The following is a 26,977-nucleotide window of genomic DNA, read 5'->3' on the forward strand; positions in this document are numbered from 1 at the left end:
GGTTTTTGTGCAGTTGCCCGTCAAGCAAGGTAATTCGACACCTAAAGGATTGCCTTCACCATGCACACCCCTTCCTACCCGCGTGGGCGCTTTGGCCTGCTGAGAAGTGCACCGTTTTCCCTGGCCGTGCTCGCCGCCACCGTTGGCGCCCTGCACATCAACCTGGCCCAGGCGGATACGGCCAGCACCGCCGCCCAGGCGTACAACATTCCTGCCGGGCCCCTGGGCAGCTCGCTCAACCGCTTTGCCCAGCAGGCCGGCGTGGCGATTGTGTTCCAGTCCCGCGAGCTGCAAGGCCTCGATGGCCCGGGCCTGCAAGGCAACTACGGGATCCAGGACGGTTTCGACCGGCTGCTGCAGGGCAGCGGCTACGTCGCGGTAAAGGGCGACCAGGTGTATGCGCTGCAACCCGCGCCGACTGCCAGCAACGGCAGCATGGAACTGGGCCCGACCCAGGTCACCGGCAACCAGTTGGGTAACGTCACCGAAGACAGCGGGTCCTACACCCCCGGCAGCATCGCCACCGCCACGCGCCTGGTGCTTACGCCCAAGGAAACCCCGCAGTCCGTCAGCGTCGTTACCCGCCAGCACATGGACGACTTTGGCCTGAACAACGTCGACGATGTGATGCGCCATACCCCGGGCATCACCGTGTCGGCCTTCGACAGCGAGCGCAGCAACTACTACGCCCGTGGTTTTTCGATCAATAACTTCCAGTACGACGGCATTCCTTCGACGGCGCGCAACGTTGCCTATTCGGCGGGCAACACCCTGAGCGACATGGCGATCTACGACCGCGTCGAAGTACTCAAGGGCGCCACCGGCCTGCTCACCGGCGCCGGCTCCCTGGGCGCGACGATCAACCTGGTGCGCAAGAAGCCCACCGCCGATTTCAAGGGGCATGCCACCCTCGGCGCCGGTTCCTGGGACAACTACCGCAGCGAACTGGACGTCAGCGGCCCGCTGACCGAGAGCGGTAATGTGCGTGGCCGGGCGGTCGCGGCCTACCAGGACAAGCAATCGTTCATGGACCACTACTCGCGCAAGAGCCCGACGTACTACGGCATCATGGAATTCGACCTGTCGCCGGACACCCTGCTGACCGTCGGCGGCGATTACCAGGATACGTTGCCCAAGGGCTCTTCCTGGTCAGGCAGCTTCCCGCTGATCAACTCCAAGGGCGAGCGCAACAAGGTCAAGCGCTCGTTCAACAACGCCGCCGACTGGAGCAGTTGGGAGCAATACACCCGCACCGTGTTCGCCATGCTCGAGCATGACCTGGGCAACGGCTGGGTGACCAAGTTGCAACTGGACCACAAGATCAACGGTTACCACGCGCTGATGGGTTCGATCCAGGGCGACCAGCCGCAGCCGGACGGCACCGCACAACTCACCTCAGGCAAGTACACCGGGGAAACAGTCAGCGATTCCGCCGACCTGTACGTGAGTGGCCCGTTCAGCCTGGGCGGGCGCGAGCATGAACTGGTGCTGGGCGGTTCCATCAGCGCCTCCGAATGGAAAGGCAAAGGCTATTGGAACCTCAGCCCAAACATCGTCGACTTCAATAACTGGCACGGCCACGCCGCCATTCCGGACTGGGGCGATGCCCAATCCCTGACCGACGACACCGTGCGCCAGACTGGCGCCTATGTGACCACACGCCTGAACCTGGCCGATGACCTCAAGCTGTTGCTGGGTGGGCGAGTGGTCAACTACCAGGTCACGGGCTATAACCCCAACTATCGCGAGTCCGGGCGATTCGTGCCGTACGTCGGCGCTGTGTATGACTTGAACGACACCTACTCGGTGTACGCCAGCTACACCGATATCTTCATGCCCCAGGAAAACTACAACCGCGACCGGGATAACAAGCTGCTTGAGCCGGATGAAGGCCAGAACTGGGAATTGGGCGTGAAAGCCGACTTCCTCGATGGCCGGGTGAACGCCAGCGCGGCGTACTTTGAAATCCATGAGTCCAATCGCGCGCTGTCGGATGACGCCTACAACAATCAGACGCCGATCCCATCCAACTATGCCTATAAGAGCAGCAAGGCCGTGACCAAGGGCTACGAAGTGGAGATGTCCGGCGAGATCGCCCCCGGCTGGCAGCTCCAGGCCGGCTACACCCACAAGATCGTGCGCGATGACAAGGACGTGAAGATCTCCACGTTCGAGCCTGAAGACCAGGTCAAGCTGTACACCACCTACAAGCTCAAGGGCGACCTCGACAAGTTGACCGTCGGCGGCGGCGTGCGCTGGCAGAGCGTGGGTTGGCAGGATATCTACAACACCCCGCATAACGGGTATGAAGAGTTTTCCCAGCAAGCCTACTGGCTGGTGGACCTGATGACCCGTTACCAGGTCACCAAAAATCTGTCGGCGACACTGAACGTCAACAACATCTTCGACAAGTCCTACTACACCAACATCGGCTTCTATAACTCGGCAGCCTACGGTGAACCACGTAACTTCATGGTCACTACGCGCTGGGATTTCTAAGCGCCCCATAAAAAACGCCCCCGGTCATCGGAAATGACCGGGGGCGTTTTTATGAGCGGGGATTTTCGCAAACCCCAGACAGCAAAAAGCCCGCTCGATGAGCGGGCTTTCTGTGGTGACCTGGCGTTCAGTGTTCCAGGTTACCGAATATGGCGCAGCGGACGGGACTCGAACCCGCGACCCCCGGCGTGACAGGCCGGTATTCTAACCGACTGAACTACCGCTGCGCGTAACACATGAAGCGAATGGTGGGTGATGACGGGATCGAACCGCCGACCCTCTGCTTGTAAGGCAGATGCTCTCCCAGCTGAGCTAATCACCCTTCGTTTCGGTGTGGCGCGCATTCTACGGAGCGACCATAAGTCTGGCAAGCACTTTCTTAAATCTTTTTTTTCAGCCCTTCCAATGGCTTAGGCAGGGTTGGCCTCAGGCCTTATCAAGAGAATAATGCCCCACTTTGTATAAAGGAGAGACTCACCCCATGTGGTTCAAGAACCTGCTTATCTATCGCCTGACCCAAGATCTGCCTGTTGATGCCGAGGCGTTGGAAGCTGCAATGGCCACCAAACCGGCGCGCCCTTGTGCAAGCCAGGAGTTGACCACTTACGGTTTCGTCGCGCCTTTTGGTAAAGGTGAAGACGCGCCCCTGGTGCACGTCAGCGGTGACTTCCTGCTGATCGCTGCGCGCAAGGAAGAACGTATCCTGCCCGGTAGCGTGGTGCGTGACGCGGTCAAGGAAAAGGTCGAAGAGATCGAAGCCGAGCAAATGCGCAAGGTCTATAAAAAGGAACGGGACCAGATCAAGGATGAAATCATCCAGGCCTTCCTGCCCCGCGCCTTTATCCGTCGTTCGTCGACCTTTGCTGCCATCGCACCGAAACAGGGCCTGATCCTGGTCAACTCGGCCAGCCCCAAGCGCGCCGAAGACCTGCTGTCGACCCTGCGTGAAGTGATCGGCACCCTGCCAGTACGCCCGCTGACCGTGAAAACCGCGCCAACCGCAATCATGACCGACTGGGTCACCACCCAGAAGCCGGCCGCTGACTTCTTCGTGCTCGACGAATGCGAACTGCGCGACACCCACGAAGACGGTGGCATCGTGCGCTGCAAGCGCCAGGACCTGACCGGCGAAGAAATCCAGCTGCACCTGACCACCGGCAAGGTCGTGACCCAACTGTCCCTGGCCTGGCAGGACAAGCTGTCGTTCATGCTCGACGACAAAATGACCGTCAAGCGCCTGAAGTTCGAGGACCTGCTGCAAGACCAGGCCGAACAGGACGGCGGCGACGAGGCCCTGGGCCAACTGGATGCAAGCTTTACCCTGATGATGCTGACCTTCGGCGACTTCCTGCCGGCACTGGTGGAAGCACTGGGCGGCGAAGAGACCCCGCAAGGCATCTAAAACAGGCACGTTCAATGTAGGAGCTGGCTTGCCTGCGATGGCGGTGTATCAGTTACAGAGTCACTGACTGACATACCGCTATCGCTGGCAAGCCAGCTCCTACAGTTGATGGGGTTGCCAGTTCCAGCACTCTAATAATAAGGACATCACCATGCGCGCACTCGCCGCCTTGAGCCGCTTCGTCGGCAATACCTTCGCCTACTGGGTGCTGATTTTTGCCGTGGTCGCGTTCCTGCAGCCCAGCTGGTTTATCGGCCTGAAAAGCGCCATCGTGCCGCTGCTGGGCCTGGTGATGTTCGGCATGGGCCTGACCCTCAAACTTGAAGATTTCGCTGAGGTCGCACGCCATCCGTGGCGCGTGGCCCTGGGTGTGGTCGCGCACTTTGTGATCATGCCGGGGGTGGCCTGGTTGCTGTGCCAGGCCTTCCAACTGCCACCGGAAATCGCCGTCGGCGTGATCCTGGTCGGCTGCTGCCCAAGCGGTACCTCGTCCAACGTCATGACCTGGCTGGCCCGGGGCGACCTGGCGCTGTCGGTGGCCATCGCCGCCGTCACCACCCTCCTCGCCCCGCTGCTCACCCCGGCGCTGATCTGGCTGCTGGCTTCGGCGTGGCTACCGGTGTCGTTCATGGAGCTGTTCTGGTCGATCCTGCAAGTGGTACTGCTGCCCATCGTGCTTGGGGTATTGGCACAACGCCTGCTGGGTGATCGGGTGCGACATGCCGTTGATGTGCTGCCACTGGTGTCGGTGGTCAGCATCGTGATTATCGTCGCGGCTGTGGTCGCAGCGAGCCAGGCGAAGATTGCCGAATCGGGTCTGCTGATCATGGCGGTGGTGATGCTGCACAACAGCTTCGGCTACTTGCTCGGTTACTTCACCGGCCGCGTGTTCAAGTTGCCACTGGCCCAGCGCAAGTCGTTGGCGCTGGAAGTGGGCATGCAGAACTCGGGGCTGGGCGCCGCACTGGCCAGTGCGCATTTTTCGCCACTGGCAGCGGTGCCCAGTGCGCTGTTCAGCGTCTGGCACAATATTTCCGGGGCGCTGTTGTCGACGTATTTCCGCCGGATGAGCGAGAAGGAAGATCGCAAGGCCCTTGCCGAAACTTGATCGGGTGCTGGCTTTTCGGCACTCTACCCATCTTCGCGGGGACGACCCCGCGACTCGTTCGAGCATTAATCCGGGGACGACCCCACTTCTAAAAGGAAGGTCAATATGTCCTGGGTCATTCTGTTTTTCGCCGGGTTGTTTGAAGTTGGCTGGGCCGTCGGCCTGAAATACACCGACGGCTTCAGCAAACCAATGCCCACTGCCCTGACGATTGCCGCCATGGCCGTCAGCCTCGGCCTGCTGGGGCTGGCGATGAAGGAACTGCCGCTGGGCACCGCCTATGCGATCTGGACCGGGGTCGGTGCAGTGGGCACGGTGATTGCCGGGATTATCCTGTTTGGGGAGTCCATGGCGCTGTTTCGCTTGGCCAGTGTGGCGCTGATTATTGCCGGGTTGATCGGGCTCAAGATTAGCGCCTGATGCTTTTGCCGGCGATGAGGCCCTTGAATCCCGTGATGGATTTTCGGGCCTCATCGCCGGCGAGCCGGGCTCCTACCGGATGGTGCCACGCAGTGCCAGCACTTGTTCCTGCAAAGCCTGTGGCGTCGCCTGCTCCACTGCCAACGGCGGCCCCGCCACCAACGTCACCCGCGACCAGATCCGGTGAAAGATCCCCTTGTTCGGATCGCGGCTGAAAAAGCTCCCCCACAACCCCTGCAACGCCATGGGAATCACCGGTACCGGCGTTTCCTCGAGAATCCGCGTCACGCCACTCTTGAATTCGTTGATCTCACCGTCGCCGGTCAACTTGCCTTCCGGGAAGATGCACACCAGCTCGCCGTCCTTCAGGTATTGGCTGATACGCTGGAAAGCCTTTTCGTAGATCTCCAGGTCTTCATGGCGCCCGGCAATCGGAATGGTGCCGGCCGTGCGGAAGATAAAGTTGAGCACCGGCAGGCGGTAGATCTTGTAATACATCACAAAGCGAATCGGCCGACGCACCGCGCCGCCAATCAGCAGTGCATCGACAAACGACACATGGTTGCACACCAGCAACGCCGCGCCTTCGTCCGGGATGTGTTGCAGGTCGCGATGCTGCACGCGGTACATGGAGTGGCCGAGCAGCCAGATCATGAAGCGCATGGTGAACTCGGGAACAATCCTGAAGATGTAGGTGTTGACCGCGATATTAAGCAGCGACACCACCAGGAACAGCTCGGGGATCGACAGCTTGGCCACGCTCAGCAGCAGGATGGTGACAATCGCCGAGACCACCATGAACAGCGCATTGAGAATATTGTTGGCAGCGATCACCCGCGCCCGCTCGTTTTCAGCGGTACGCGACTGGATCAAGGCATACAGCGGCACGATATAGAAACCGCCGAACACCCCCAGGCCAAGGATATCGATCAACACCCACCAGGCCTGGCCGTAACCCAACACCGCCAGCCAATCGTTGGCCTGGACGTTCTGCGGGAAGCCGCCAGAATGCCACCACAGCAACAGGCCAAACACCGTCAGGCCGAATGACCCGAAGGGCACCAGGCCGATTTCCACCTTACGCCCGGAGAGTTTTTCGCAGAGCATCGAGCCCAACGCGATACCGACCGAGAACACCGTGAGGATCAGGGTCACCACGGTCTCATCGCCATACAGCCACTCTTTGGCGTAGGCCGGGATTTGCGTGAGGTAGATCGCCCCGACAAACCAGAACCACGAGTTGCCGACAATCGAGCGCGACACCGCGGGTGTCTGCCCCAGGCCCAAGCGCAAGGTGGCCCAGGATTGGCTGAAGATATTCCAGTCCAGGCGCATCTGGGGGCTGGACGCCGCGGCGCGCGGGATCGCCCGGCTGGCCAGGTAGCCCAGCACGGCAATCGCGACAATCGCCGTGGACACCACCGGCGCGTAGTGCGCAGAGGACATCATCACCCCAGCGCCGATAGTCCCGGCGAGGATTGCCAGGAACGTGCCCATTTCCACCAGGCCGTTACCGCCCACCAACTCCTCTTCATGCAGCGCTTGCGGCATGATTGAGTACTTCACCGGGCCAAACAGCGCCGAGTGGGTGCCCATGGCAAACAGCGCCAGCAACATCAGCTCCAGGTGGTTGGTCATAAAGCCCACGGCGCCGATGGCCATGATCACGATCTCGCCGATCTTGATCGCGCGGATCAGCGCATCCTTGTTGAATTTCTCGCCAAACTGCCCGGCAAGGGCCGAGAACAGGAAGAACGGCAGGATAAACAACAAGGCGCAGAGGTTGACCCAGATCGAGCGATCGCCCTCGATGGCCAGCTTGTAGAGAATGGCGAGGATCAACGACTGCTTGAAGATATTGTCGTTGAACGCCCCCAGGGACTGGGTGATGAAGAACGGCAGAAAGCGCCGTTTGCGCAGCAAGGTAAATTGCGAGGGGTGACTCATCGTCCGTGTTCCTGCGTGGCCTGAAGGCTTTATTGATTTTTCAGGCCACGACTTTACCTAATCCCGCTTACTTATTCCCCACCCCTGCAATACACGGTGAAACAAAAAGCTCACCTTTATAGGCGCCCTGCACCGTGCGCTTGCTGACCACCAGCCACATCAGGGCCAGGGCGGCGACCAGCACGCTGCCGGTCACGCTGAAAAATGCCAGGTGCAAGGTACTGCCCAGTTTCAAGGTGGTCAGGGCATACACCCCCAGCGGGAAGGTAAAGCCCCACCAGCCGAGGTTGAATGGAATACCTGCGCGCAGGTAACGCAGGGTGATCAGCACCGCAATCAACATCCACCACAGGCCCAGGCCCCACAGGGTGATGCCGGCGACCAGCCCCAGGCCGGCGGCAATCTCGCCGATGCCGGCAAAGCCATTGGCAGCGAAGATCGCCGGCGCGTCCTGGCCAAGCAGCAACATACCCAGGGCGCCGGTGCCGATCGGGCCAAGGGCCAGCCAGCTCGACGCGGCCATGTTGGCGTGGGGCAGTTTGTGCAGGGCCATGCGCAGCATCAGGATTGTCAGAATGCTGAACGCAACCGGTAGGGAAAATGCCCAGAGTACGTAGCTGGTCACCAGCATCACCAGTTGCGAATGAGCGTCGGCCAGGTGCGGCGCCAACAGGCCACCACTGGCAGCGGCGACTTCGGCCGCCACCACCGGCAGCAGCCAGACGGCTGTCATCTGGTCGATGCTATGTTCCTGGCGTGTAAACATCATGAACGGGATCAGCACCCCGCACGCCAGGGCCATGGCCACGTCCAGCCACCACAGGGCCTCAGCCAGTTGCACCACGCCCTCGCCCCAGCGCGGCAGGCCAAACAGCAGCAGGCCGTTGATGATGGTCGCCAGGCCCATGGGAATGGTGCCGAAGAACATCGAGACCGTGGAGTGTCCGAAAATTCGCCGCGCCTCGTGAAAAAACATCACCCAGCGCGCGGCGTATAGGCCGCTGAACAATACAAACAGAAAGATTGTCAGCAACCACAACCCTTCGGCGATGGCGTAGACACCCGGCAGTTGCACCGGCACTTGCGCCAGGGCCAACGCCAGCACGCCGGTGCCCATGGTGGCGGCGAACCAGTTGGGGGTGAACTGGCGAATCACTTCCCTGGGAGCGGCGAGATGGCTGAACGGTTTATAGCTGGGGGTGATGCTATTGGGGCACGTCATGGCTTATTCCTCTTCCTCGTATGAGGTTGAGCCCATGATAGAAGCGCAACGAATATCTATATAACGGGTAATATCTCTAACTGTTATCTGTTTTACCTATATACAGCCTTGGCGGATGCTTGCTTCATCAAGCCAATCAAGGCCCCGAGCGCCAGGACGATCAGCACCGCACCGTAGCCGTCGGTGGTTGCGATCAGGCCAAAGCTGCGGGTCAGGTTGCCCGCCAGCAGGGACGGCAGGCAAAACGCCAGGTAACTGAGGACGTAGAACGCCGACATCAACCCGGCCCGCTCATGGGGCAAGGCCAAGGGCACCACACTGCGCACCGCGCCAAGGAACCCCGCGCCAAATCCGCTGCCCGCCACCAGTGTGGCGAGGAAAAACAGTGGCAGGCTGGCGCTGTGGACCGCACCGAGGATCAACGCGACGCCCACGGCCAACAGGCCTGCCCCCAGGCGCAGCACCTTGTCCGCCGGGCGATTGCGCAGGCTGAAAATCATCACCGCGCCGCTCAAGGTCAACACCGCGACCAGGCCGCCACCGATCAGGTTGGAAGTCGATCCGGTTGCCGCCCGCACCAGCGACGGCGCCAGCGACAAGTAGAAACCGCTCATGGCCCACACGGCAATATCCACCGGCAGCGACAGCCACAAGGCCCGGCGCGCCTGGGGCGGCACATGCAGGGTCGGCCATAGCGAGGCCAGCGCGCCCGGCATGCGGCTGACGCTTTCGGGCAGCCGCCACACATACAGGCTCTGCAACAGCAGCAGCGCGAACAAGGCCCAATAGATCAACTGGGTCGGCAGCGGCGCGAACTCCACCAGCAAACTGCTGCCCATGGCGCCGCAGGCCATGCCCAGCAACGGCGCGACACTGTTGACCAACGGGCCCTGCTGACGGTCGGTGTCGAGCAACGCAGCGCCAAGCACAGCGGTGGCCATGCCTGTGGCAAACCCCTGCAAGGTTCGGGCGGCGATCAGCCAGGCGACACTGTCGGCGTAGATAAACAGCAGCATCGCCAGCATATTCAGCACCAGCGCGGTAAAGATCACCGGCTTGCGCCCCAGGTAATCCGACAGTGAACCGACGGTCAACAACGCGGCCAGCAGGCTCAAGGCATAGACACCGAAGATCAGGGTTAGGGTGCCTGCGGAAAAGTGCAGGCCCTCCTGGTAAAGGTGATACAACGGCGTCGGCGCGCTGGAGGCGGCAAGAAACGTCAGCAAGGTGATCGCCAGGAACACCAGGCTGGAACGATGAGAAGTGACGCTGGACATGGGCACGCTCCGCTAAAGCTAATATTTTGCTTTTGTGCAGTGTGCTACTGGGTCGCGCTTAAAGCAAATTCTTTGTGTTAAGGTTTTGGCATGGCGATAAAAGAAGGCCTCCGCCCGGGGGGCCGTAGTGCCCGGGTACAAGAATCGGTTCATTCGGCGGTGCGTCAGCTACTGCAGGAGCAAGAGCGCGCCAGCGTGACGGTGCCGCAGATCGCCGCACGCGCGGGAGTCACACCGTCGACCATCTACCGGCGCTGGGGCGACCTCGCCGCCCTGCTCGCCGACGTCGCCCTGGCCCGCATGCGTCCCGACAGTGAACCGGCCAACACCGGCAGCCTGCGCGGCGACCTGCAAGCCTGGGCCGAACAATACCTGGATGAGATGAGCTCGGAACCGGGGCGCAACATGATGCGCGACGTACAGTGCAGCCAGACGCCGGGGTACTGCGTGACGATTCTGGGTGGGCAACTGCAGGTAATCGTGGATCGTTACCAAGGTAGCGGCCAGGCGTTGCCCAGCATAGATCGGTTGATCAATCTGCTGGCGGCGCCGACGGTGTTTCGAATTTTGTTTGGCGCTGCGCCGATGCGGGTTGAGGAGCTGCATGAGCTGATCGAGATTGCGCTGCACACCTGACCCAACTGTGTGTGGGCTTGTGTGGGAGCGGGCTTGCCCGCGATAGCGGCGGGTCAGTTAAAGAGGTATTGACTGACACTCTGCTATCGCGGGCAAGCCCGCTCCTACACAAACCCACACATCTTTAGACCTGGCTTAGGTACGCATCCCACGCCCACTCACCAGCAACCGCGCGCACCCGATATACAACACCACCGTCGCCGCGATCATGAACGTAATCGCCACGCTGATCTTGATATCCGACACCCCAAGAATCCCGTAGCGGAACGCGTTGACCATATGCAGCACCGGGTTGGCCATCGACACGGTCTGCCAGAACGGCGGCAGCAAGGTAATCGAATAAAACACCCCGCCCAGGTAAGTCAGCGGCGTCAGCACAAAGGTCGGGATGATCGAGATGTCATCGAAGTTGCGCGCGAACACTGCGTTGATAAAGCCCAGCAGCGAGAAGATCGTCGCCGTCAGCACCACCACCAGGATGGTCACCCCCAGGTGATGCACCTGCAGGTCGGTGAAGAACATCGACAGCACCGTCACGATCGCCCCGACCATCAAGCCGCGCAGTACGCCGCCCAGGGTGTAGCCGATCAGGATGGTGTGCGGCGACACCGGTGACACCATCAGTTCCTCAATGGACCGCTGGAACTTGCTGCCAAAGAAGCTCGACACCACGTTGCCATAGGAGTTGGTGATCACCGACATCATGATCAACCCCGGCACGATGTATTCCATGTAGGTGAAGCCGCCCATATCGCCAATCTGCCGGCCGATCAGGTTCCCGAAGATCACGAAGTACAGGACCATGGTGATCGCTGGTGGCAGCAGGGTTTGCGGCCAGATGCGCATGAAGCGCTTCACTTCGCGGTAGACGATGGTGTTGAGCGCTACCAGGTTGGGTTGGAACTCGGAACTCATACCGCCACCTTCGCCAGATTTTTCTCCACCAGGGACACGAACAGCTCCTCAAGGCGATTGGTTTTGTTACGCAGGCTCAACACTTCAATGTTCTGCAACGCCAACTGGCTGAACAGCGCGGTGATGCCCACGGCTTTATCGACCTGGACTTCCAGCGTATGGCTGTCTACCAGGCGGGTTGGGTAGCCGATCAGTTGCGGAGGCACCGACAGGTTGTTCTTCAGGTCGAGCAGGAACGTCTCCACATGCAACTGGCCCAGCAGGTTGCGCATGCTGGTGTTCTCGACAATGGTGCCGTGGTCAATGATGCCGATGTTGCGGCACAACTGTTCAGCCTCTTCCAGGTAGTGGGTGGTGAGGATGATGGTGATGCCTTTCTGGTTCAGTTCGGTGAGGAAGGTCCACATCGAGCGCCGCAATTCGATGTCCACCCCTGCCGTCGGTTCGTCGAGGATCAGCAGGCGTGGCTCGTGCACCAAGGCACGGGCGATCATCAGGCGCCGCTTCATGCCGCCGGACAGCGAGCGTGATGGCACGTCGCGCTTGTCCCACAACCCCAGCTGGGTCAGGTATTGCTCGGCGCGCTCCTTGGCGATCTTCGGCGGGATGCCGTAGTAACCGGCCTGGGTCACCACGATATCGAAGGTCTTTTCAAACTGGTTGAAGTTGAACTCCTGGGGCACCACGCCAATGCTGCGCTTGAGCGCGGCCGGGGATTTATCCAGGTCATGGCCAAAGATATTCACCGTGCCACTGGTCTTGTTGACCAGGGTCGACAGAATGCCGATGGTGGTGGATTTGCCGGCACCGTTGGGGCCGAGCAACGCGAAAAAATCACCTTCGGCGACATCCAGATCGATACCACTCAGGGCCTGGAAACCGTTGCCGTAGGTTTTGGTTAGCTGCCGGATGGACAGAGCGGAACTCATATCGGATTACGCACCAAGGAAGGGAATAGAAAGAATAGATAAGGGCGCGCCCTACGTAATACAACTGCGGCGCACGGCGAGCATGGTGCTTGCCCGCGCCGCACAAGTACAGTCACCTGTATTAATAGTCAGTATTAAGTCAACGCGGTCATCACCGCTTTTTGATAGGCCGGGCGTTGCTGCAAGCGCTGGTACCACGCCTCCAGGTGGGGCATTGCCGGGCGCTCGATAGGCATCTCGAACCAGGCATAGATAAAGCTGCCCAGGGGAATATCGCCCATGCCGATCTCGGTGCCGGACAGGTAGGGCTGGCCGGCCAAGGCCTGGTCCACGGTTTTCAACACCTCGATACAGGCATTGCGCCCGGCATGGATGCTGTCCCAGTTCTGCCGCTCGGCCGGCGTGCGCAGGATGCCCCAGAACACCGTCTTGAACGGTTCGGCAAAGGTCGAGGTGGTCCAGTCCATCCACTTCTCGGCATTGGCCCGCGCTTGCAGGTCCTTGGGGTACCAGCTCGAGGCCTGCTTGGCGCAGAGGTAGCGCACGATGGTGTTGGATTCCCATAACACGAACTCGCCGTCCTCGATCATCGGCACCCGGCCATTGGGGTTCAACGCCCGGTACTGCGGCGTATCGACCACACCAAAGGCCCCGCCCGCATCAATTGCCTCATAGTCCAGGCCGAGTTCCTCGGCGCACCACAGTGCCTTCCTGACATTTGACGAATTTTTACGACCCCAGATCCTCAGCATGACCGCCTCCCAGTGGATGAATGCCGGAGCAGCATACGCCGGTTCAGCCGCGACTCAAATCGCTCTGCATATCACCCAACAACTGCGGCGACTGCTCGCCAAACAGGTGCGGGTAACATTTCTTTATGTGGGCAAAGAAGAATGCCTCGGGCACCTCGGCAAACTGTCCATGGTCCACCACATACTCCATGGAGCGCTGGCCCTGGCGGTTGAACGGGTGAAACACACTGTCGTTGATTCCGTCGAAATCCAGGGGCGGCACATCGAACAACTCGCACAATTGCTGGTTGAACGCCGGTGTGGCCTTGACCCAACGCCCATCCAGGTACAGCTCCGTGTAGCCATGCATGGCGAACACATCACTCTTGAGCAACTCGATCAGGCGCGGCGTCGATAAATGATTGCGCACATCCGCCAGGCCAATACGCGACGGTATTCCGCAATGCCGGGCGCAAGCCGCCAGCAGGGTGGCCTTGGGCACGCAATAGCTCTGGCCCGCTGCCAGGGCGTAGCTGCCACGCAGGGTTTGCGGATCGCGACTGAAGGTGTAAGGGTTGTAGCGCACCGCTTCACGCACGGCGTAATAGAGACTGACTGCCTGGTCACGGGGATCGAGGCTCGAACCTCGATGTTTTTCGGCGAACTCCACCACCGCAGGGTGGTCACTATCGATGAAGCGGCTGGGACTCAAGTACGCATTCATGGGGATTGTCTCCGAGGCGAGCCTGGAGTCTAACCACAGGTCCGACCGAGGGATAACGACGATTCGGCCAAATGTCGGCGCCTGCTGCCTGTGACTGGAGAGCACTTCCCGCCACACCACGTAACACCCTCAGGCACCGCTTTTTCGGATGCCGACTAAGCTCTGAGGGTGCTTCTGCCCCTGGTTTCACGGAGGATTGAATATGCTGTTGTTGTGGATACTGGTTCTGGTGCTCGGCATTGCCTACCTGGCTCACCGTCGCACCGCGCCCCTGCCCGCCCTGGGCGTGGTCGCCGTCTATCTGTTGGCGATGGGCGCCTTTAGCCATGCACCGGGCTGGCTGCTGCTGGTGTTCTGGGTCCTGCTGGCGGTAGTCGCCGCACCGCTGCTGCTGCCCGACCTGCGTCGCCAGTACTTCACCGCACCGCTGTTCAACTGGTTCCAGAAAGTACTGCCGCCAATGTCCGAAACCGAGCGCGATGCCATCGACGCCGGTACCGTGTGGTGGGACGGCGAACTGTTCAGCGGCCGCCCCGACTGGGACAAACTGCTGGCCTACCCCAAGGTGCAGTTGACCGAAGAAGAACAGGCCTTTATCGACGGCCCCACCGAAGAGCTGTGCGCCATGGTCACCGACTGGGAAATCGGCCAGGCCATGGACCTGCCGCCAGCGGCCTGGGACCACATCAAGCAACATGGCTTCTTTGCCCTGATCATTCCCAAGGAGTTCGGCGGCAAGGGCTTTTCGGCCTACGCCCACTCCCAGGTGGCGATGAAATTGGCAACCCGCAGCGGCGACCTCGCCTCCACCGTGATGGTCCCCAACTCCCTGGGCCCGGCCGAACTGCTGCTGCACTACGGCACCGACGAGCAACGTAACCATTACCTGCCGCGCCTGGCCCGTGGCGATGACATCCCGTGCTTTGCCCTGACCGGCCCGCTGGCCGGCTCCGATGCCGGCGCAATGCCCGACACCGGGGTGATCTGCAAAGGCGAATGGGAAGGCAAGGAAACCCTTGGCCTGCGCCTGAACTGGGAAAAACGCTATATCACCCTGGGTCCGGTCGCGACCCTGCTCGGCCTGGCCTTCAAGGCCCATGACCCGGACCACCTGCTGGGTGAGGAAGAAGACCTGGGCATCAGCCTGGCGCTGATCCCCACCGATACTCCCGGCGTGGAAATCGGCCGTCGCCACCTGCCCCTGGGCGCTGCGTTCATGAACGGCCCCAACTCCGGCAAAGACGTATTCATTCCCCTGGACTTCCTGATCGGCGGCCAGGAGATGCTCGGCAAGGGCTGGATGATGCTGATGAACTGCCTGTCGGTCGGCCGTTCGATCTCCCTGCCAGCAGTGGGCACCGGCGCGGCCAAGTTCACCAGCCTGGTGACCGGCCAGTACGCCCAGGTGCGCGAACAGTTCAACGTGCCACTGTCGGCCTTCGAAGGTATCCAGGAAGCCCTGGCCCGTATCGGCGGCAACGCCTGGCTGATGGACAGCGCGCGGATGCTCACCGCCAATGCCGTCGACCTGGGGGAGAAACCCTCGGTGCTCTCGGCGATCCTCAAGTACCACCTCACCGAGCGCGGCCGCGAGTGCATCAGCCACGCCATGGACGTCCACGGCGGCAAGGGCATCATCATGGGCCCCAACAACTACCTGGGCCGCAGCTGGCAGGGGGCGCCGATCTTCATCACCGTGGAGGGGGCGAATATCCTCTCGCGCAACCTGATGATCTTCGGCCAGGGCGCGATCCGCTGCCACCCGTTCGTGCTCAAGGAAATGGCCCTGGCCGGCCGTGAAGACCGCGACCAGGCACTCAAGGAGTTCGATGGGCTGCTGATGCAACATATCGGCTTTGCCGTGAGCAACGCCGCCAGCACCCTGGTGTTGAACCTGGGCCTGGGTCACTTCGAAAAAGCCCCGGGCAACCGCTTGAGCCAGGGCTACTTCCGTGCGCTCAACCGCCAGGCTGCCGCGTTCGCCCTGTTGGCGGACCTGAGCATGATGCTGCTGGGCGGCGAGTTGAAGCGTCGTGAACGCCTGTCGGCACGGCTCGGCGATGTGCTCAGCCATATGTACCTGGCCTCGGCAGCGCTCAAGCGCTACCACGACCTCGACTCCCCGGACCACCTGGAGCCGCTGTTTGCCTGGGCCATGGAGGAAAGCCTCGGCCAGTCGGAGCGCGCGCTGGATGAGTTGCTCAGCAACTTCCCCAACAAAGTGCTGGGCTGCCTGATGCGAGTCATCGTGTTCCCGTTCGGCCGCCGCCACAAAGGTCCGTCCGATGCATTGGACGCGGAAGTCGCCGCGGTAATTGGCCGGGCCAAGGGCGACCCGACCCTCGAAGAACTGCTGGCTGGCTGCTATCGCCCACAGTCGGCGCAAGATCCAGTCGGCGCCTTGCAACATGCCTACGACCTGCTGGGTGCCAGCCAGCCCCTGCAAAAGAAACTCCACAGCGCCCTCAAGAGTGGCCAGGTCAAGCCACGCGCGGGGGAACACGCCATCGAAGCCGCACTCGAGGCTGGCGTGCTGCAACCGGCCGAGGCGCAGACCCTGCGCGACGCGGAAGCAGCGCGGCGCAAGGTGATCGACGTGGATGACTTCAGCAAGGAGGAGTTGGCCCAGGCGCCTGGCAGAGTCCGCTAGTACCGGCGGTCATATAAAAGCGGGCGCGAGAGCTATATACTCTCGCGCCCGTTTTTGCTTTTGAGGACTTACTCTCGTGTCCAACGTCGTTGCTGATCATCTCGTCTTGCTCGACCACCTGCGCAGTATCCTGGTTGCCGTCGGCGAAGCCGAACAGGTTCCAGAGGAAAGCCACGCTTTGTTCCTGGAACGCTTTGATGAACTGCGGGCCATGCTGCCCATCGACCCGATCGAAAGCCAATACCTGGGTCAGGACATGATGAGCCAGGTCATCCTGCGCTACCCACAGATTGCCCATCTGGTACCGCGCGACTTGCTGTGGTTCTTTGGCGGTGACTGCCTGCACTTCATGCCCGATGATGAACTGGACTTGTACCAGGCCCTGGAAGAACGGCGCTTCGAAGCCGAACAGAACGACGAACCGTTCGACTGGAACCAGGAAAAGCAATTGCTGGCCATGTCCAACGACCAGCCCAAGCACTGATCTCAAAAGCACCAAAGATCCAAATGTGGAGCGGGCTTGTCGGATCGCCGCATCGCCGCGAAGACGTCGGCCCAGCAAACATTGATGTTGACTGACCCACTGCTTTCGCGAGCGAGCCCGCTCCCACACTAATTCGCTCAACATTCCCGATCGTGCTCCTACCGCCGACGCAATGTGGGCTCCTTAGCCATGCACTCCACCAGATAATCGATGAATACCCGCAGTTTCGGCGGCAGGTACCGCGTGGGTGAATGCAGCAACCAGGCATCCCCATGGTACGAGGCAATAAAATCCCATTGCGCCAGGACCTGCACCAACCGCCCCTCCTCCAATGCATGCCGCGCAGTGAAATACGGCAAGCTGCCAATTCCCACATCCTGCAACACCGCATCCAACCGCACCCCCGTGTGATTGGCCGCATAACGACCACGCACACCCACCGTCACTGTTTTGCCAGCCTGGCGCAATTTCCAGCGTGCATCCCCAGGGGTTTCGCCCAGGTAAATGCAGCTGTGCTCCAGCAAGTCATGGGGATGCAGCGGCGTTCCGTGGGTGGCCAGATATTGCGGCGTAGCACACAGCAAATGCTCGATCGGCAGTAGCCGGCGCCCTACCAACCCCGGCGGCGGGTTATCGGTGATGCGGATGCTCAGGTCGACATTGTCATCAATCAAATCCACCTGCCGATCTTCGAGGATCAGCTGCACATCGACCTTGGGATAGCGCCGCAGGAACTGCGGCATATGCGGATGCACCACAAACCGCCCGACCGCCTTGGGCACGCTGACCCGTATCAGCCCTTCGGCCTCGTGGGTGTACTGGCCGCTGATTTCCATCACCGAGCGCGCCGCGTTGACCATCTCCTGGCAGCGCTTGAAGACTTCTTCGCCACCTTCGCTCAAGCGCAGCTTGCGCGTGGTGCGCTGTAATAGTCGCGTGGCCAGGGCCTGTTCCAGCCGCGAGATGCTGCGGCTCACCGCCGATGGCGAGGTGCCCAGTTGGCGCGCCGCTGCAGAGAAGCTGCCGGCTTCCACCACCTTGACGAAAATCGCCATTTCACCCAACAGTGGCAAAGGAAGATTGATGCTCATGACGCACAAGTCCATTGAGATTTCAGCGGATTATCACCCATTTGCGCACTACTTATACTGCTGCGTAGACCCCTGATGCGGATGTAGACGATGACCCAGCGCCTGTTTTTTACCCATGACCACCTGGTTGCCGATGTTGATGTGCTGGAGTGCACGCCCCATGAGCAGCAGTTTGCAGTAGTCCTGCAGTCCACTATTTTCCATCCCCAGGGTGGCGGCCAGCCCTTTGATACGGGGTGGCTGGGGGACAGCAACGTATTGAAAGTGGTGCAGGAGGCCGAGCGCATCGTGCACTACGTGGACCAGGCCGTGGCACTTGGCCTCCAGCCAGCTCGGGTCGACGGCCAGCGCCGCGCCCTGCATACACGCCTGCATTCGGCCGGGCATCTGATCGGCAACGCCGGTGAAACCCTGGGCTGGATGCCGATCAAGGCCCACCATTGGCCCGGTGAAGGCAAGATCAGTTTTATCCGTGGGGAATCGGCCCAAGACATGGAAGCCGATGCCTTGCAGGAACAGGTCAACCAATGGATCGCCGCGGATTTACCACGCCACATGACGCTGGAAAGTGGCTCCCGCGAAGTCGGTTTTGGCGACCTGCCGCCCTACGCCTGCGGCGGCACTCATGTGCAAGCCCTGGCCCAAGTCGGCCAGGTCACGATCCTCGGCCTGTCGGAGAAAAAGGGCACGCTGTCGGTGCGCTATAGCCTGGACTGACAGGTGGATGGCAGGCGGCGTTTTCTTATCGAGATCGGACATCACCCCGCAAGGGGCTCCCCTCCTGCTTGTGGGTGATGCTAGTGTGTGAAAATGTTTCCGACAAAAAATAGGAAACTTCCTACTCACCACCTGCAAAGGAATGCCCCCAGCAATGGACTTCTCCCTCAAGCACCTGGCCGCCGCCACCCTGATGGTCGCCAGCCTGTCCGCCTTTACCGCACCCGCCTTCGCCAACATCACCCCGCAACAGAGCGCGACCATCCTCAAGACGTTCAATGACGCGTCGATCAAGGACTTCCGCACTTTCCTGGGCAGCCTGGCCAAAAGTGAACTGGGCAAAACCGCCGATCTCGGCCCGGCGATCAGCGCATTTCTCGATAACAAGAGCCTCAGCGCCGAACAGCAAAACGAGATTCACCGCCTGCTGGGCATTTACGCCCGGGTGAAATACGGCGCAGCGGCTACCGAGACCCTGCGTGAGCTGGTGGCCATACCGACCTTCCAGGTAGAAGGCGTAGCCCAGCACGACAACCCTGAATTCATCAAGATCGCCGACAAGATCAAGAGCCTGGCCCAGGCGTTCAACCTGAACTTTCGCAATGTCGACAACCGCGTCTATGAAATATCCCTGGAAGGTACGGGCGATGAAGTGGTCGGCATTCACGCCCACGCCGACGTGGTACCGGTGACCCCGGAAAACTGGGTCCTGGCCGACGGCACCCGCCTCGACCCATTCAAGGTCACGCTGATTGGCGACCGCATGTACGGCCGCGGCACCGAGGACGACAAGAACGGCATCGTGGTAACGCTGTATGCGATGAAAGTGATCAAGGAAGAAAACCTGCCCCTGGCACGCAACTTCAAGCTGCTGGTGGACACCACCGAAGAAACCACTGGCGACGCCATTCCTTACTACTTTGAACACAACCCGACGCCGAACTACAACCTGGCGCTGGACGGCGGCTACCCAGTGGTCATCGCCGAGAAAGGTTATGGCACGGTCATGGCGACCTTTGCCAAGCGCAAGGCAGATGGCAAAGGCGCCGAGATCATCGCCATGACCGGCGGCCTGGCGACCAACCAGATTCCTTCGGCCTCGGTAGCCACATTGCGCAGCGACAAACCCGCTGAACTGGCGGCCAGCCTGCAGCAGGCCGGCGCTGCGTTTGCCAAGGCCAATGGGGGTGATTTCACGGTAGATGCCAAGGTTGTCGGCAATGATGTCAAGCTGACCGTTACCGGGGTGTCGGCCCACTCTTCCGAGCCCGAATCCGGTATTAACCCGGTCGCGCGGATGCTGGTCTTCATTAATAGCCTGGATGGCAAGGTTGCGCTCAAGCACAACGAAATCACCGACGCTGCGCGTTACGCCACCGACAACTGGGGCCTGGATTATCTGGGCGGCAAATTGGGCGTGGGCTTTTCCGATGCGTTCATGGGGCCGCTGACCACTTCCCTGACCTTCGTCGGCATGGATGAAAAAGCCTTCAAGCTGGCAGTCAACCTGCGGGTACCGAAGGGCAAATCCCCGGAAACACTCAAGAAAGAAATCGCCGACAAGCTCAGCGCCTGGAGCAAAAACACCCATATTGCGCCGACCTTCGATTACTCGGTGGCCGCGCCGATGTATCGCAACCCCGAGGGCGAGTGGGTCAAGGCGTTGCTGGCCGTGTCCACCGAAAACCTGGGCATGAAGCCCGAGTTCGGTACTTCGGCCGGCGCAACGTCGGTGCATGAACTGCCAAACGGCGTGCAATTCGGCCTGGCCCGACCAGAAGCCAAGTACACCGGCCACACCGACAACGAGTTCAAGACCACCGAGCAGTTCCTGCTGGACCTACAGATCGTGACAGAAATGATGGGACGTATCGGGCAACTGCCAAAACTCTAAGCCAACCCTTGGACCTGCTCTTGCAGCGGGTCCATCCCGGACAAACAAAAACGCCGCTCATCACTGAGCGGCGTTTTTGTTTAATATGGAGCGGGAAACGAGACTCGAACTCGCGACCCCGACCTTGGCAAGGTCGTGCTCTACCAACTGAGCTATTCCCGCAAATGGCGTCCCCTAGGGGACTCGAACCCCTGTTACCGCCGTGAAAGGGCGGTGTCCTAGGCCACTAGACGAAGGGGACACGCTAACTGAAACACATGGTGTGTATTCCAGTGCCCAGAGGCCTTGTCCGAAGACTTGGTCCTGGTTTCACTCAGTGCCGCCCGAAAGCCACACTGTTTAAAAATGGAGCGGGAAACGAGACTCGAACTCGCGACCCCGACCTTGGCAAGGTCGTGCTCTACCAACTGAGCTATTCCCGCAATGGCGTCCCCTAGGGGACTCGAACCCCTGTTACCGCCGTGAAAGGGCGGTGTCCTAGGCCACTAGACGAAGGGGACACACGTACAACATTCACTCCCTACCGCGTTTCGCTGTGTGCTTTACGCTGTAAGTGGCGCGCATTCTATGGATGGATTGAAAGGTCGTCAACCCCCAAGGATAAATTTATTTAAATCAATGACTTCCCCCTGCTTTCCAGGCACTCCCGGGGTTTCTCGCCGTCCAGGCTTTGGCGCCTATATTCTGGCGCCCGACAAGGCGTTATAGTCCCCACCCGCGAATGATGGCAATGTGCATCTATAAAGACGATGCCTACATATACAGATGAAAGCACCGACTCATCTCGTCGAAGAGTCCTATCCGCCGCATGCGCCAATCACTACACTTCAACGCACATCCCATAAAAAGAGGTCACACCGGTGACACCACTCATGATCACCCTGCTGGTAATAGCCGGGATCGTAATACTGATCGCCATTGGCTACATGAACCACGTGGTGGAAAACAACAAACTGGAAAAGGCCCGTGCCCAGATCGAACTCAACGATCGGCTGCGCCGCTGTGGCGAGATCACCGAGACGTTCCCTGGCCAACTGATGACGCCGCAGCTCAAGCTGCTGCTGACCCGCCTGGAACTGAACGTCAACCAACGCATGCTTCACCTGAACAAATCCAGCGCCACTATCAAGGCACGTATTGCCGAGTTGGAAGCACTGGTAGGCCAGGGCGAATCGATCCCGGTGAACAACCCCCCGGGACCGATTCAGACCGAAGCCAAGGCCAAGGATGTGCGCTTTCTGCTCGAAGCCCTGCACGGCCAGGTCACCCGCGCCGCCCAGGACGGCTTTTTGCCGACCAATGAGGCCAAGCACTGGATCCGCGAGATCCGTCACCTGCTGGTGCTGCTGCACATCGAGTTCTTCAACAATCTTGGCCAGCACGCGTTGCAACAGGCGCAACCCGGCCAGGCGCGCCTGGCGTTCGAGCGCGGCGTGCAATACCTGCGCAAGCAGCCTGAGCCGGCCACCTACAGCCAGCACCTGCAACTGCTGGAAAAACAATTGGCGCGCGCCAACTCCATGGTGCTGACCAACAGCCAGCAAACCGCAGAAGAGGTCAATGAACTGACCGCAGGCTTGAAGGCCGATGACGCGGATGCCGAATGGAAAAAGAAAGTCATCTACGACTGACCCCCTCCTGTACTTAAGTCACCGGGTGCATTTCCTGCACTCGGTGCCATCATCCTGCGGCTATCCCCCCTTCTATAATTCGCGTACAAAAGTGCACTTCATGCACTTAACCAAGGAGGCAAGCCGTGCCTATCGCCATCATTGATGATCAGCCCTTGCACTACGTGGACCAGGGTTCTGGCCCAGCTGTCCTGCTCGGCCAGAGCTACCTGTGGGACCAGCAGATGTGGGCCCCGCAGATCGCCGCCCTGTCGCAACAGTACCGAGTGATCGTGCCAGAGCTGTGGGGCCACGGTGAGTCTGGCCCGCTGCCAGCATCGACCCAGAGCCTGGACGACCTGGCGCGCCAGGCCCTGGCGCTACTGGACCACCTGGGCCTTGCCAAGGTCAATCTGGTGGGTTTGTCAGTCGGCGGCATGTGGGGCGCCCCGCTGGCGCTACTGGCGCCCGAGCGGGTCAATAGCCTGGTGCTGATGGACACCTACCTGGGCGCAGAGCCTGAGGCGACCCGCGAAAAGTATTTCGCGCTGCTCAGCGCGATTGAAGCCACGGGTGCTATCTCAGATGCGCTATTGGATATCATCGTGCCGATCTTCTTCCGCCCCGGCATCGACCGCGACTCTGCGCTGTATCAGGACTTCCGCCAATCCCTGCGTGACTTCCCCAAGGATCGCCTGCTACAGAGCATTGTGCCCCTGGGGCGCCTGATTTTCGGTCGAGGTGATGCGATGGCAGGCCTGTGCCGCCTGAACTCCGATACTACGTTGGTGATGTGCGGTGACGAAGACCAGCCGCGCCCACCCGCAGAGGCGCAGGAGATGGCTGAGCTGATTGGCTGCGATCTGGTATTGATCCCGGGTGCAGGGCATATCTCCAGCCGGGAAAACCCGGATTTCGTCAATGAGGCGCTGCTGACCTTTTTGGCTAATCACGCCTGATCACACCTTGCGTATCTCCAACATGGATGAGATGCCGAGGCACGCAGCTACATTCCCCTGTGGGAGCGGGCTTGCCCGCGATGTACACCTCAGGGTGTCAGCTCCCACAGGGAACTCGTTCCGGTCCTGAATATGATTACAGCCGGAAATGCCCCACCATCCCCTTGAGTTCCGCCCCCAGTTGCGCCAACTCGATGCTCGACGCGGCGTTACCCTGCATGCTCAGCGCCGACTGATCGGCACTGGCGCGGATGCTGGTGACGCTACGGTTGATCTCTTCGGCCACTGAGCTCTGCTGTTCGGCGGCCGCCGCGATCTGCTGGTTCATCTGCTGGATGAGCGAGACCGCCGCCGCAATGCTGCCCAAGGCGCTTTCGGTTTCCAGGGCATCGCTGACGGCCAGTTTCACCAGCTCGCCACTGTGCTGGATATCCCGCACCGAGGACTGCGCTGCACTGCGCAGGGTGCTGACCAGACGTTCGATTTCTTCCGTCGATTGCTGGGTGCGCCGGGCCAGGGCCCGCACTTCATCGGCGACCACCGCGAAGCCGCGCCCTTGCTCGCCGGCGCGTGCCGCCTCGATGGCCGCGTTGAGTGCCAGCAGGTTGGTCTGCTCGGCCACGCTTTTGATCACCTCCAGCACGCTGCCAATGTTCTGGATTTCCGCGCTCAGGCTCTCGATGCTGGTACTGGCGGATGTCGCCGAACTGGCCAGCAACTCGATGCGCTGCAAGCTCTGGCGCACCACCTGTTGGCCGCTGTCGACCTTGTCGTCGGCGGTTTGCGCCGCTTGGGCGGCCTGCTCGGCATTGCGCGCCACATCATGCACCGTGGCGGCCATCTGGTTCATGGCGGTGGCGACTTGCTCGGTTTCTTCTTTCTGGTTGCTGACTTCGAGATTGGTCTGCTCGGTCACGCTGGACAACGACTGAGCCGAGCTGGCCAATTGCGCAATGCCCGCCTGCAACCCGCTGACCATGCTGCTCAGGCCCCCGCCCATCTGCTGCATCGCCTGCATCAACTGACCCATTTCGTCCTGTCGGCTCACCTCCATGCGCCCGCTGAGATCCCCGGCGGCAATCTGCCGGGCCACGCCAATCACGCTGCGCAGCGGCAGCACGATCAACCGGGTAATCAGCCACGCCGCAATCACCCCCACCAACAAGGCCAGGGCCGACGAAACAATGATCAGCAAGCTGCTCTTGGCCAACTGCGCCTGCATCGACTGGTCCTGGGCGGCATAGGCCTGGTTGACCTGCGCCACCACCTGCGCCGCCCGCTCATGCAACTTCTGGTAGACGATCTTTTCCTGGGCCAACAGGCCGGTGTATTCGGTGAGTTTTTCGCTGAAGGCGCCGATGTGCCCGACCACTTCATTAAGCACCGTCTGATAGCCGGGGTCCTTGACCAGGGTCTTCAGTTGTTCGGCCTGGGCCAGGGCCTGGTCAGCCTGTTCGATGCGGCCTTGCCCGGCACTGTCCTCATCACCCTTGCGGCTTTGATCCAGACGCACCCGCGCTTCGTTCATGGCCTGCAACATCAGGCGCGAGACCTGCGCCACCTGGCCGGCCTGCTCGATAAACTCGGCGCCCTCCCTGCCCTGGCTTTCCTTGAGGCCATAGGCCCCGTCGTCGGCCAGGCCGGCCTGCAATACATCAAGGTTGTTGGCCACGCTGGACACCGACCAACTGGCCATTTCCAGCGCCAGATCCTTGGCCTGGGTCAGCTCGACAAACTCGTCAAACGCCTTGCGATAAGCGCCCAGGGCCTGCCCGACCTCGCTCATGTTCAGCGCCAGCGCCTCGGCCAACAGGCTATCGACCCGCTGGTGCAGGGCCTCGACCGACTTGGCGTCGGTGCGCAACGCATACTCCTGCTCGATCAGGCGCACGTTCAGCAGCCCTTCATTGAGCGAAGACATGCCCTTGAGCCCCACAAAACGCTGGCCAACGGTTTGCAGGGACCACACGCCAATCGCCGCCACCAGGGCCGTCAGTAGCAATACCAGGGCAAACCCCAGCCCCAGTTTCCTGGCCAGCCCAAGGTTGGCAAATCGTCGTTGCACGGCCCAAATCATTGCGCAAAATCCTCTTGGCGTGGCGAATGCCAGCAAGCCCGGTATCCATGCAACGAGATTCGCAACCCCGGCCCCGGCAACACAAGACGTTGGCGCCACAATAATGGCAAAAAGCTACATACCCGTCGTTTTCAGAATGGTGGAGGTCGATCCTGCAGGCCCCATCGCCTTGAACAACGCCAGGGCCCGGTGATCACAGGCATAGGCCACGTTGATCCGTAGCCAATCGGCGTGCTCGCCGGTCGGGCTGAACAACTCCCCGGAAGACAGCAGGACCCCAAGCTGCCGCGCCCTGGCATGCAACCTCGTGCCATCCACTGCGCCGGGGCGCGCCCACACAAACATGCCACCTGCAGGTACCGCAAACACCTCCCACTCTTCGTCCTCCAGCACCTGCAACGTCTTCGCCATCTCCGTGCTCAAGCGACGGCGCAGGCGTTGCACCCATTTGCGGTAGGTGCCGTTGGCCAGCAGGCTCGCCACCATCGCTTCGGCGAAGCGCGAGGTGCCCAGGCCCGTCAGGGTCTTGAGCTTGAGCACTTGGCCGATCAAGGCCGTGCTGGCAGTGAGATAGCCGACTCGCAGGGCGCTGCTCAGGGTCTTGGAAAAACTCGAGACATAGATGACCCGATCACCATGGGCCAATGCCGCCAGCCGGATACAGGAAGCATGTTGCAGGTCGCCGTAGACATCCTCCTCGACAATCAGGAAGTCCCGGGCGTGGGCCAGGTGCAGCAGGCGCTCGGCCACTGTCCGCGAGAGGCTACTACCGGTCGGGTTGTGGTAGAGGCTGTTGATGAACAGGCACTTGGGGCGGTGGCTGGCCAGCAGCGCTTCCAGGGCCTGGATGTCCGGGCCACTGCGGGTCCTGGGGACCTCCAGCAACTTGACACCGTGGAAGGCCAACTGACGATAAAGGTTGCCGTAGCCAGGGGTCTCAACTACCACCGTATCGCCGGCCTTGAGCAAGGTGCGGATCAGCAGGTCCTGGGCATGGCTGGCACCATGGGTGGTGAGAATGCGCTCGGTACTGCTGGCCACCTGGATCTGCGTCAGGCGCTTGTGCAATTGCTCACGCAACACCGGCAACCCCAGGGGCGTGCTGTAGTTGAAAACCCCTGCGGTATCGGTACGGCTGATTTCGCGAATCGCGTAGCTGATGTCATCACTTTCACGCCAGGAGTCCGGCAGCCAGCCGCACCCCAGCTTCAATTCGCCCAACTGGTTATCGGTAAAGGCTCCCCACCTGCGCTCCGCGCCCTCGTACCACTGGCACTCTGCCAGTGGACTGCTGGCCACAGGCTGTTCGGCGATAACAAACCCCGAGCCGGCCCTTGAGGCCAACACCCCTTCGGCCACCATGCGCTCCAGGGCCTCGATCACATTGGATTGACTGAGCAGGTTGTCATGAGCCAGTTGCCGGATGGACGGCAGGCGCGTTCCAGGGCTGACCCCGCTCTCTCGGATCCATGCGGCAATGGCGCTGACAATTTGCTGAACCACCGGTACAAGGGCTTGTCGATTGATCCCTAAATCCATGAGCCACCCCCTTCAACTGTTTGGCTTTTAACTCAAAACAGTTAAGCACAGAAGGTCCGGATCACCCTGCTCATAAATTTATTAAATCATTGATTTTATTGAATTATTTACCTATTGAAACACAATAAACCAAGGCATCTTGCCAC

Annotated in this window: 21 protein-coding genes and 6 tRNA genes; 11 read left to right on the plus strand and 16 right to left on the minus strand. The window is 60.7% G+C overall.

Annotated features, from left to right (window positions below; all coding sequences use genetic code 11):
* Positions 1-60: 60 nt before the first annotated feature.
* Positions 61-2,499, plus strand: a complete 2,439-nt coding sequence (locus HBO05_RS12600) for a TonB-dependent siderophore receptor (protein ID WP_172312788.1) — start codon at positions 61-63, stop codon at positions 2,497-2,499.
* 150 nt (positions 2,500-2,649) lie between these two features.
* On the opposite strand, the gene HBO05_RS12605 is transcribed toward HBO05_RS12600, so the two are convergent.
* Positions 2,650-2,726: transfer RNA gene (locus HBO05_RS12605), tRNA-Asp, on the minus strand.
* 19 nt (positions 2,727-2,745) lie between these two features.
* Positions 2,746-2,821: transfer RNA gene (locus HBO05_RS12610), tRNA-Val, on the minus strand.
* Positions 2,822-2,980: 159 nt separating this feature from the next.
* Between HBO05_RS12610 and rdgC the strand changes: the two genes are divergently transcribed.
* The 3 genes from rdgC (at position 2,981) to sugE (ending at position 5,429) form a co-directional block, all read left to right on the plus strand.
* Positions 2,981-3,901, plus strand: a complete 921-nt coding sequence (rdgC, locus tag HBO05_RS12615; RefSeq protein ID WP_169956841.1) for a recombination-associated protein RdgC — start codon at positions 2,981-2,983, stop codon at positions 3,899-3,901.
* 151 nt (positions 3,902-4,052) lie between these two features.
* Entirely contained in the window at positions 4,053-5,009 is a 957-nt protein-coding gene (locus HBO05_RS12620) for a bile acid:sodium symporter family protein (RefSeq protein WP_170042667.1), read from the plus strand.
* Between the two features lie 105 nt (positions 5,010-5,114).
* Positions 5,115-5,429 (plus strand): quaternary ammonium compound efflux SMR transporter SugE, encoded by a 315-nt coding sequence (sugE, locus tag HBO05_RS12625; protein WP_057438900.1) that lies wholly within the window; start codon positions 5,115-5,117, stop codon positions 5,427-5,429.
* 72 nt (positions 5,430-5,501) lie between these two features.
* Here sugE and HBO05_RS12630 read toward each other — a convergent pair whose 3' ends face one another.
* The 3 genes from HBO05_RS12630 to HBO05_RS12640 all read right to left on the minus strand — a co-directional run bounded on the left by HBO05_RS12630 (position 5,502) and on the right by HBO05_RS12640 (position 9,875).
* Positions 5,502-7,376 (minus strand): MFS transporter, encoded by a 1,875-nt coding sequence (locus tag HBO05_RS12630; RefSeq protein WP_172312790.1) that lies wholly within the window; start codon positions 7,374-7,376, stop codon positions 5,502-5,504.
* A 67-nt stretch (positions 7,377-7,443) separates the two neighbouring features.
* On the minus strand, positions 7,444-8,598 hold the full coding sequence (locus HBO05_RS12635; protein WP_169956838.1) for a TDT family transporter: 1,155 nt from the start codon (positions 8,596-8,598) through the stop codon (positions 7,444-7,446).
* 92 nt (positions 8,599-8,690) lie between these two features.
* On the minus strand, positions 8,691-9,875 hold the full coding sequence (locus HBO05_RS12640; protein ID WP_172312792.1) for an MFS transporter: 1,185 nt from the start codon (positions 9,873-9,875) through the stop codon (positions 8,691-8,693).
* A gap of 90 nt (positions 9,876-9,965) precedes the next feature.
* Here HBO05_RS12640 and HBO05_RS12645 point away from each other — a divergent pair, with 90 nt between their 5' ends.
* The gene (locus tag HBO05_RS12645; protein ID WP_172312794.1) at positions 9,966-10,511 is read left to right on the plus strand and encodes a TetR/AcrR family transcriptional regulator; all 546 of its coding nucleotides are present in this window, start codon (positions 9,966-9,968) and stop codon (positions 10,509-10,511) included.
* 135 nt (positions 10,512-10,646) lie between these two features.
* Here the strand turns inward: HBO05_RS12645 and HBO05_RS12650 are convergent, their stop codons facing one another.
* The 4 genes from HBO05_RS12650 to HBO05_RS12665 form a co-directional block, all read right to left on the minus strand.
* On the minus strand, positions 10,647-11,426 hold the full coding sequence (locus tag HBO05_RS12650; RefSeq protein ID WP_169956835.1) for an ABC transporter permease: 780 nt from the start codon (positions 11,424-11,426) through the stop codon (positions 10,647-10,649).
* Positions 11,423-12,355, minus strand: coding sequence for an ABC transporter ATP-binding protein (locus HBO05_RS12655; protein ID WP_169956834.1), 933 nt, complete (start codon positions 12,353-12,355; stop codon positions 11,423-11,425). Before HBO05_RS12655 ends, HBO05_RS12650 begins: the two co-directional genes overlap by 4 nt.
* A gap of 134 nt (positions 12,356-12,489) precedes the next feature.
* Positions 12,490-13,107: a glutathione S-transferase gene (locus HBO05_RS12660; protein WP_170056995.1), complete on the minus strand. Its 618-nt coding sequence runs from the start codon at positions 13,105-13,107 to the stop codon at positions 12,490-12,492.
* A gap of 43 nt (positions 13,108-13,150) precedes the next feature.
* Positions 13,151-13,810 (minus strand): transglutaminase family protein, encoded by a 660-nt coding sequence (locus HBO05_RS12665; protein WP_169956832.1) that lies wholly within the window; start codon positions 13,808-13,810, stop codon positions 13,151-13,153.
* A 202-nt stretch (positions 13,811-14,012) separates the two neighbouring features.
* On the opposite strand from HBO05_RS12665, the gene HBO05_RS12670 reads away from it, so the two are divergent.
* Positions 14,013-16,460 (plus strand): acyl-CoA dehydrogenase, encoded by a 2,448-nt coding sequence (locus HBO05_RS12670; RefSeq protein ID WP_169956831.1) that lies wholly within the window; start codon positions 14,013-14,015, stop codon positions 16,458-16,460.
* 76 nt (positions 16,461-16,536) lie between these two features.
* Positions 16,537-16,944: a PA2817 family protein gene (locus HBO05_RS12675; RefSeq protein ID WP_099168779.1), complete on the plus strand. Its 408-nt coding sequence runs from the start codon at positions 16,537-16,539 to the stop codon at positions 16,942-16,944.
* Between the two features lie 158 nt (positions 16,945-17,102).
* On the opposite strand, the gene HBO05_RS12680 is transcribed toward HBO05_RS12675, so the two are convergent.
* A complete protein-coding gene (locus HBO05_RS12680) occupies positions 17,103-18,035 on the minus strand; it encodes a LysR family transcriptional regulator (RefSeq protein WP_169956830.1) in 933 nt (310 codons plus the stop codon).
* Positions 18,036-18,125: 90 nt separating this feature from the next.
* On the opposite strand from HBO05_RS12680, the gene HBO05_RS12685 reads away from it, so the two are divergent.
* Both HBO05_RS12685 and HBO05_RS12690 read left to right on the plus strand, forming a co-directional pair.
* Positions 18,126-18,752 carry an alanyl-tRNA editing protein gene (locus tag HBO05_RS12685; protein ID WP_172312796.1) on the plus strand — a complete coding sequence of 209 codons (627 nt, stop codon included), beginning with the start codon at positions 18,126-18,128 and terminating at the stop codon, positions 18,750-18,752.
* A gap of 154 nt (positions 18,753-18,906) precedes the next feature.
* Positions 18,907-20,646: a dipeptidase gene (locus HBO05_RS12690; RefSeq protein WP_169956828.1), complete on the plus strand. Its 1,740-nt coding sequence runs from the start codon at positions 18,907-18,909 to the stop codon at positions 20,644-20,646.
* Positions 20,647-20,732: 86 nt separating this feature from the next.
* Here the strand turns inward: HBO05_RS12690 and HBO05_RS12695 are convergent.
* The 4 genes from HBO05_RS12695 to HBO05_RS12710 form a co-directional block, all read right to left on the minus strand.
* Positions 20,733-20,808 (minus strand) — tRNA-Gly (locus HBO05_RS12695).
* Between the two features lie 3 nt (positions 20,809-20,811).
* Positions 20,812-20,887 (minus strand) — tRNA-Glu (locus HBO05_RS12700).
* Between the two features lie 105 nt (positions 20,888-20,992).
* A tRNA-Gly gene (locus tag HBO05_RS12705) sits at positions 20,993-21,068 on the minus strand.
* A gap of 2 nt (positions 21,069-21,070) precedes the next feature.
* Positions 21,071-21,146: transfer RNA gene (locus HBO05_RS12710), tRNA-Glu, on the minus strand.
* 360 nt (positions 21,147-21,506) lie between these two features.
* Here HBO05_RS12710 and HBO05_RS12715 point away from each other — a divergent pair.
* The gene (locus HBO05_RS12715) at positions 21,507-22,277 is read left to right on the plus strand and encodes a hypothetical protein (RefSeq protein WP_092234781.1); all 771 of its coding nucleotides are present in this window, start codon (positions 21,507-21,509) and stop codon (positions 22,275-22,277) included.
* A 125-nt stretch (positions 22,278-22,402) separates the two neighbouring features.
* Entirely contained in the window at positions 22,403-23,215 is an 813-nt protein-coding gene (locus HBO05_RS12720) for an alpha/beta fold hydrolase (RefSeq protein WP_169956827.1), read from the plus strand.
* A 136-nt stretch (positions 23,216-23,351) separates the two neighbouring features.
* On the opposite strand, the gene HBO05_RS12725 is transcribed toward HBO05_RS12720, so the two are convergent.
* Positions 23,352-25,292 (minus strand): methyl-accepting chemotaxis protein, encoded by a 1,941-nt coding sequence (locus HBO05_RS12725; RefSeq protein ID WP_172312798.1) that lies wholly within the window; start codon positions 25,290-25,292, stop codon positions 23,352-23,354.
* A gap of 114 nt (positions 25,293-25,406) precedes the next feature.
* On the minus strand, positions 25,407-26,831 hold the full coding sequence (locus HBO05_RS12730) for a PLP-dependent aminotransferase family protein (RefSeq protein ID WP_170056989.1): 1,425 nt from the start codon (positions 26,829-26,831) through the stop codon (positions 25,407-25,409).
* Positions 26,832-26,977 lie beyond the last annotated feature (146 nt).

The sequence above is a fragment of the Pseudomonas sp. WS 5079 genome, from assembly GCF_012985465.1.
Taxonomy (GTDB): Bacteria; Pseudomonadota; Gammaproteobacteria; order Pseudomonadales; family Pseudomonadaceae; genus Aquipseudomonas.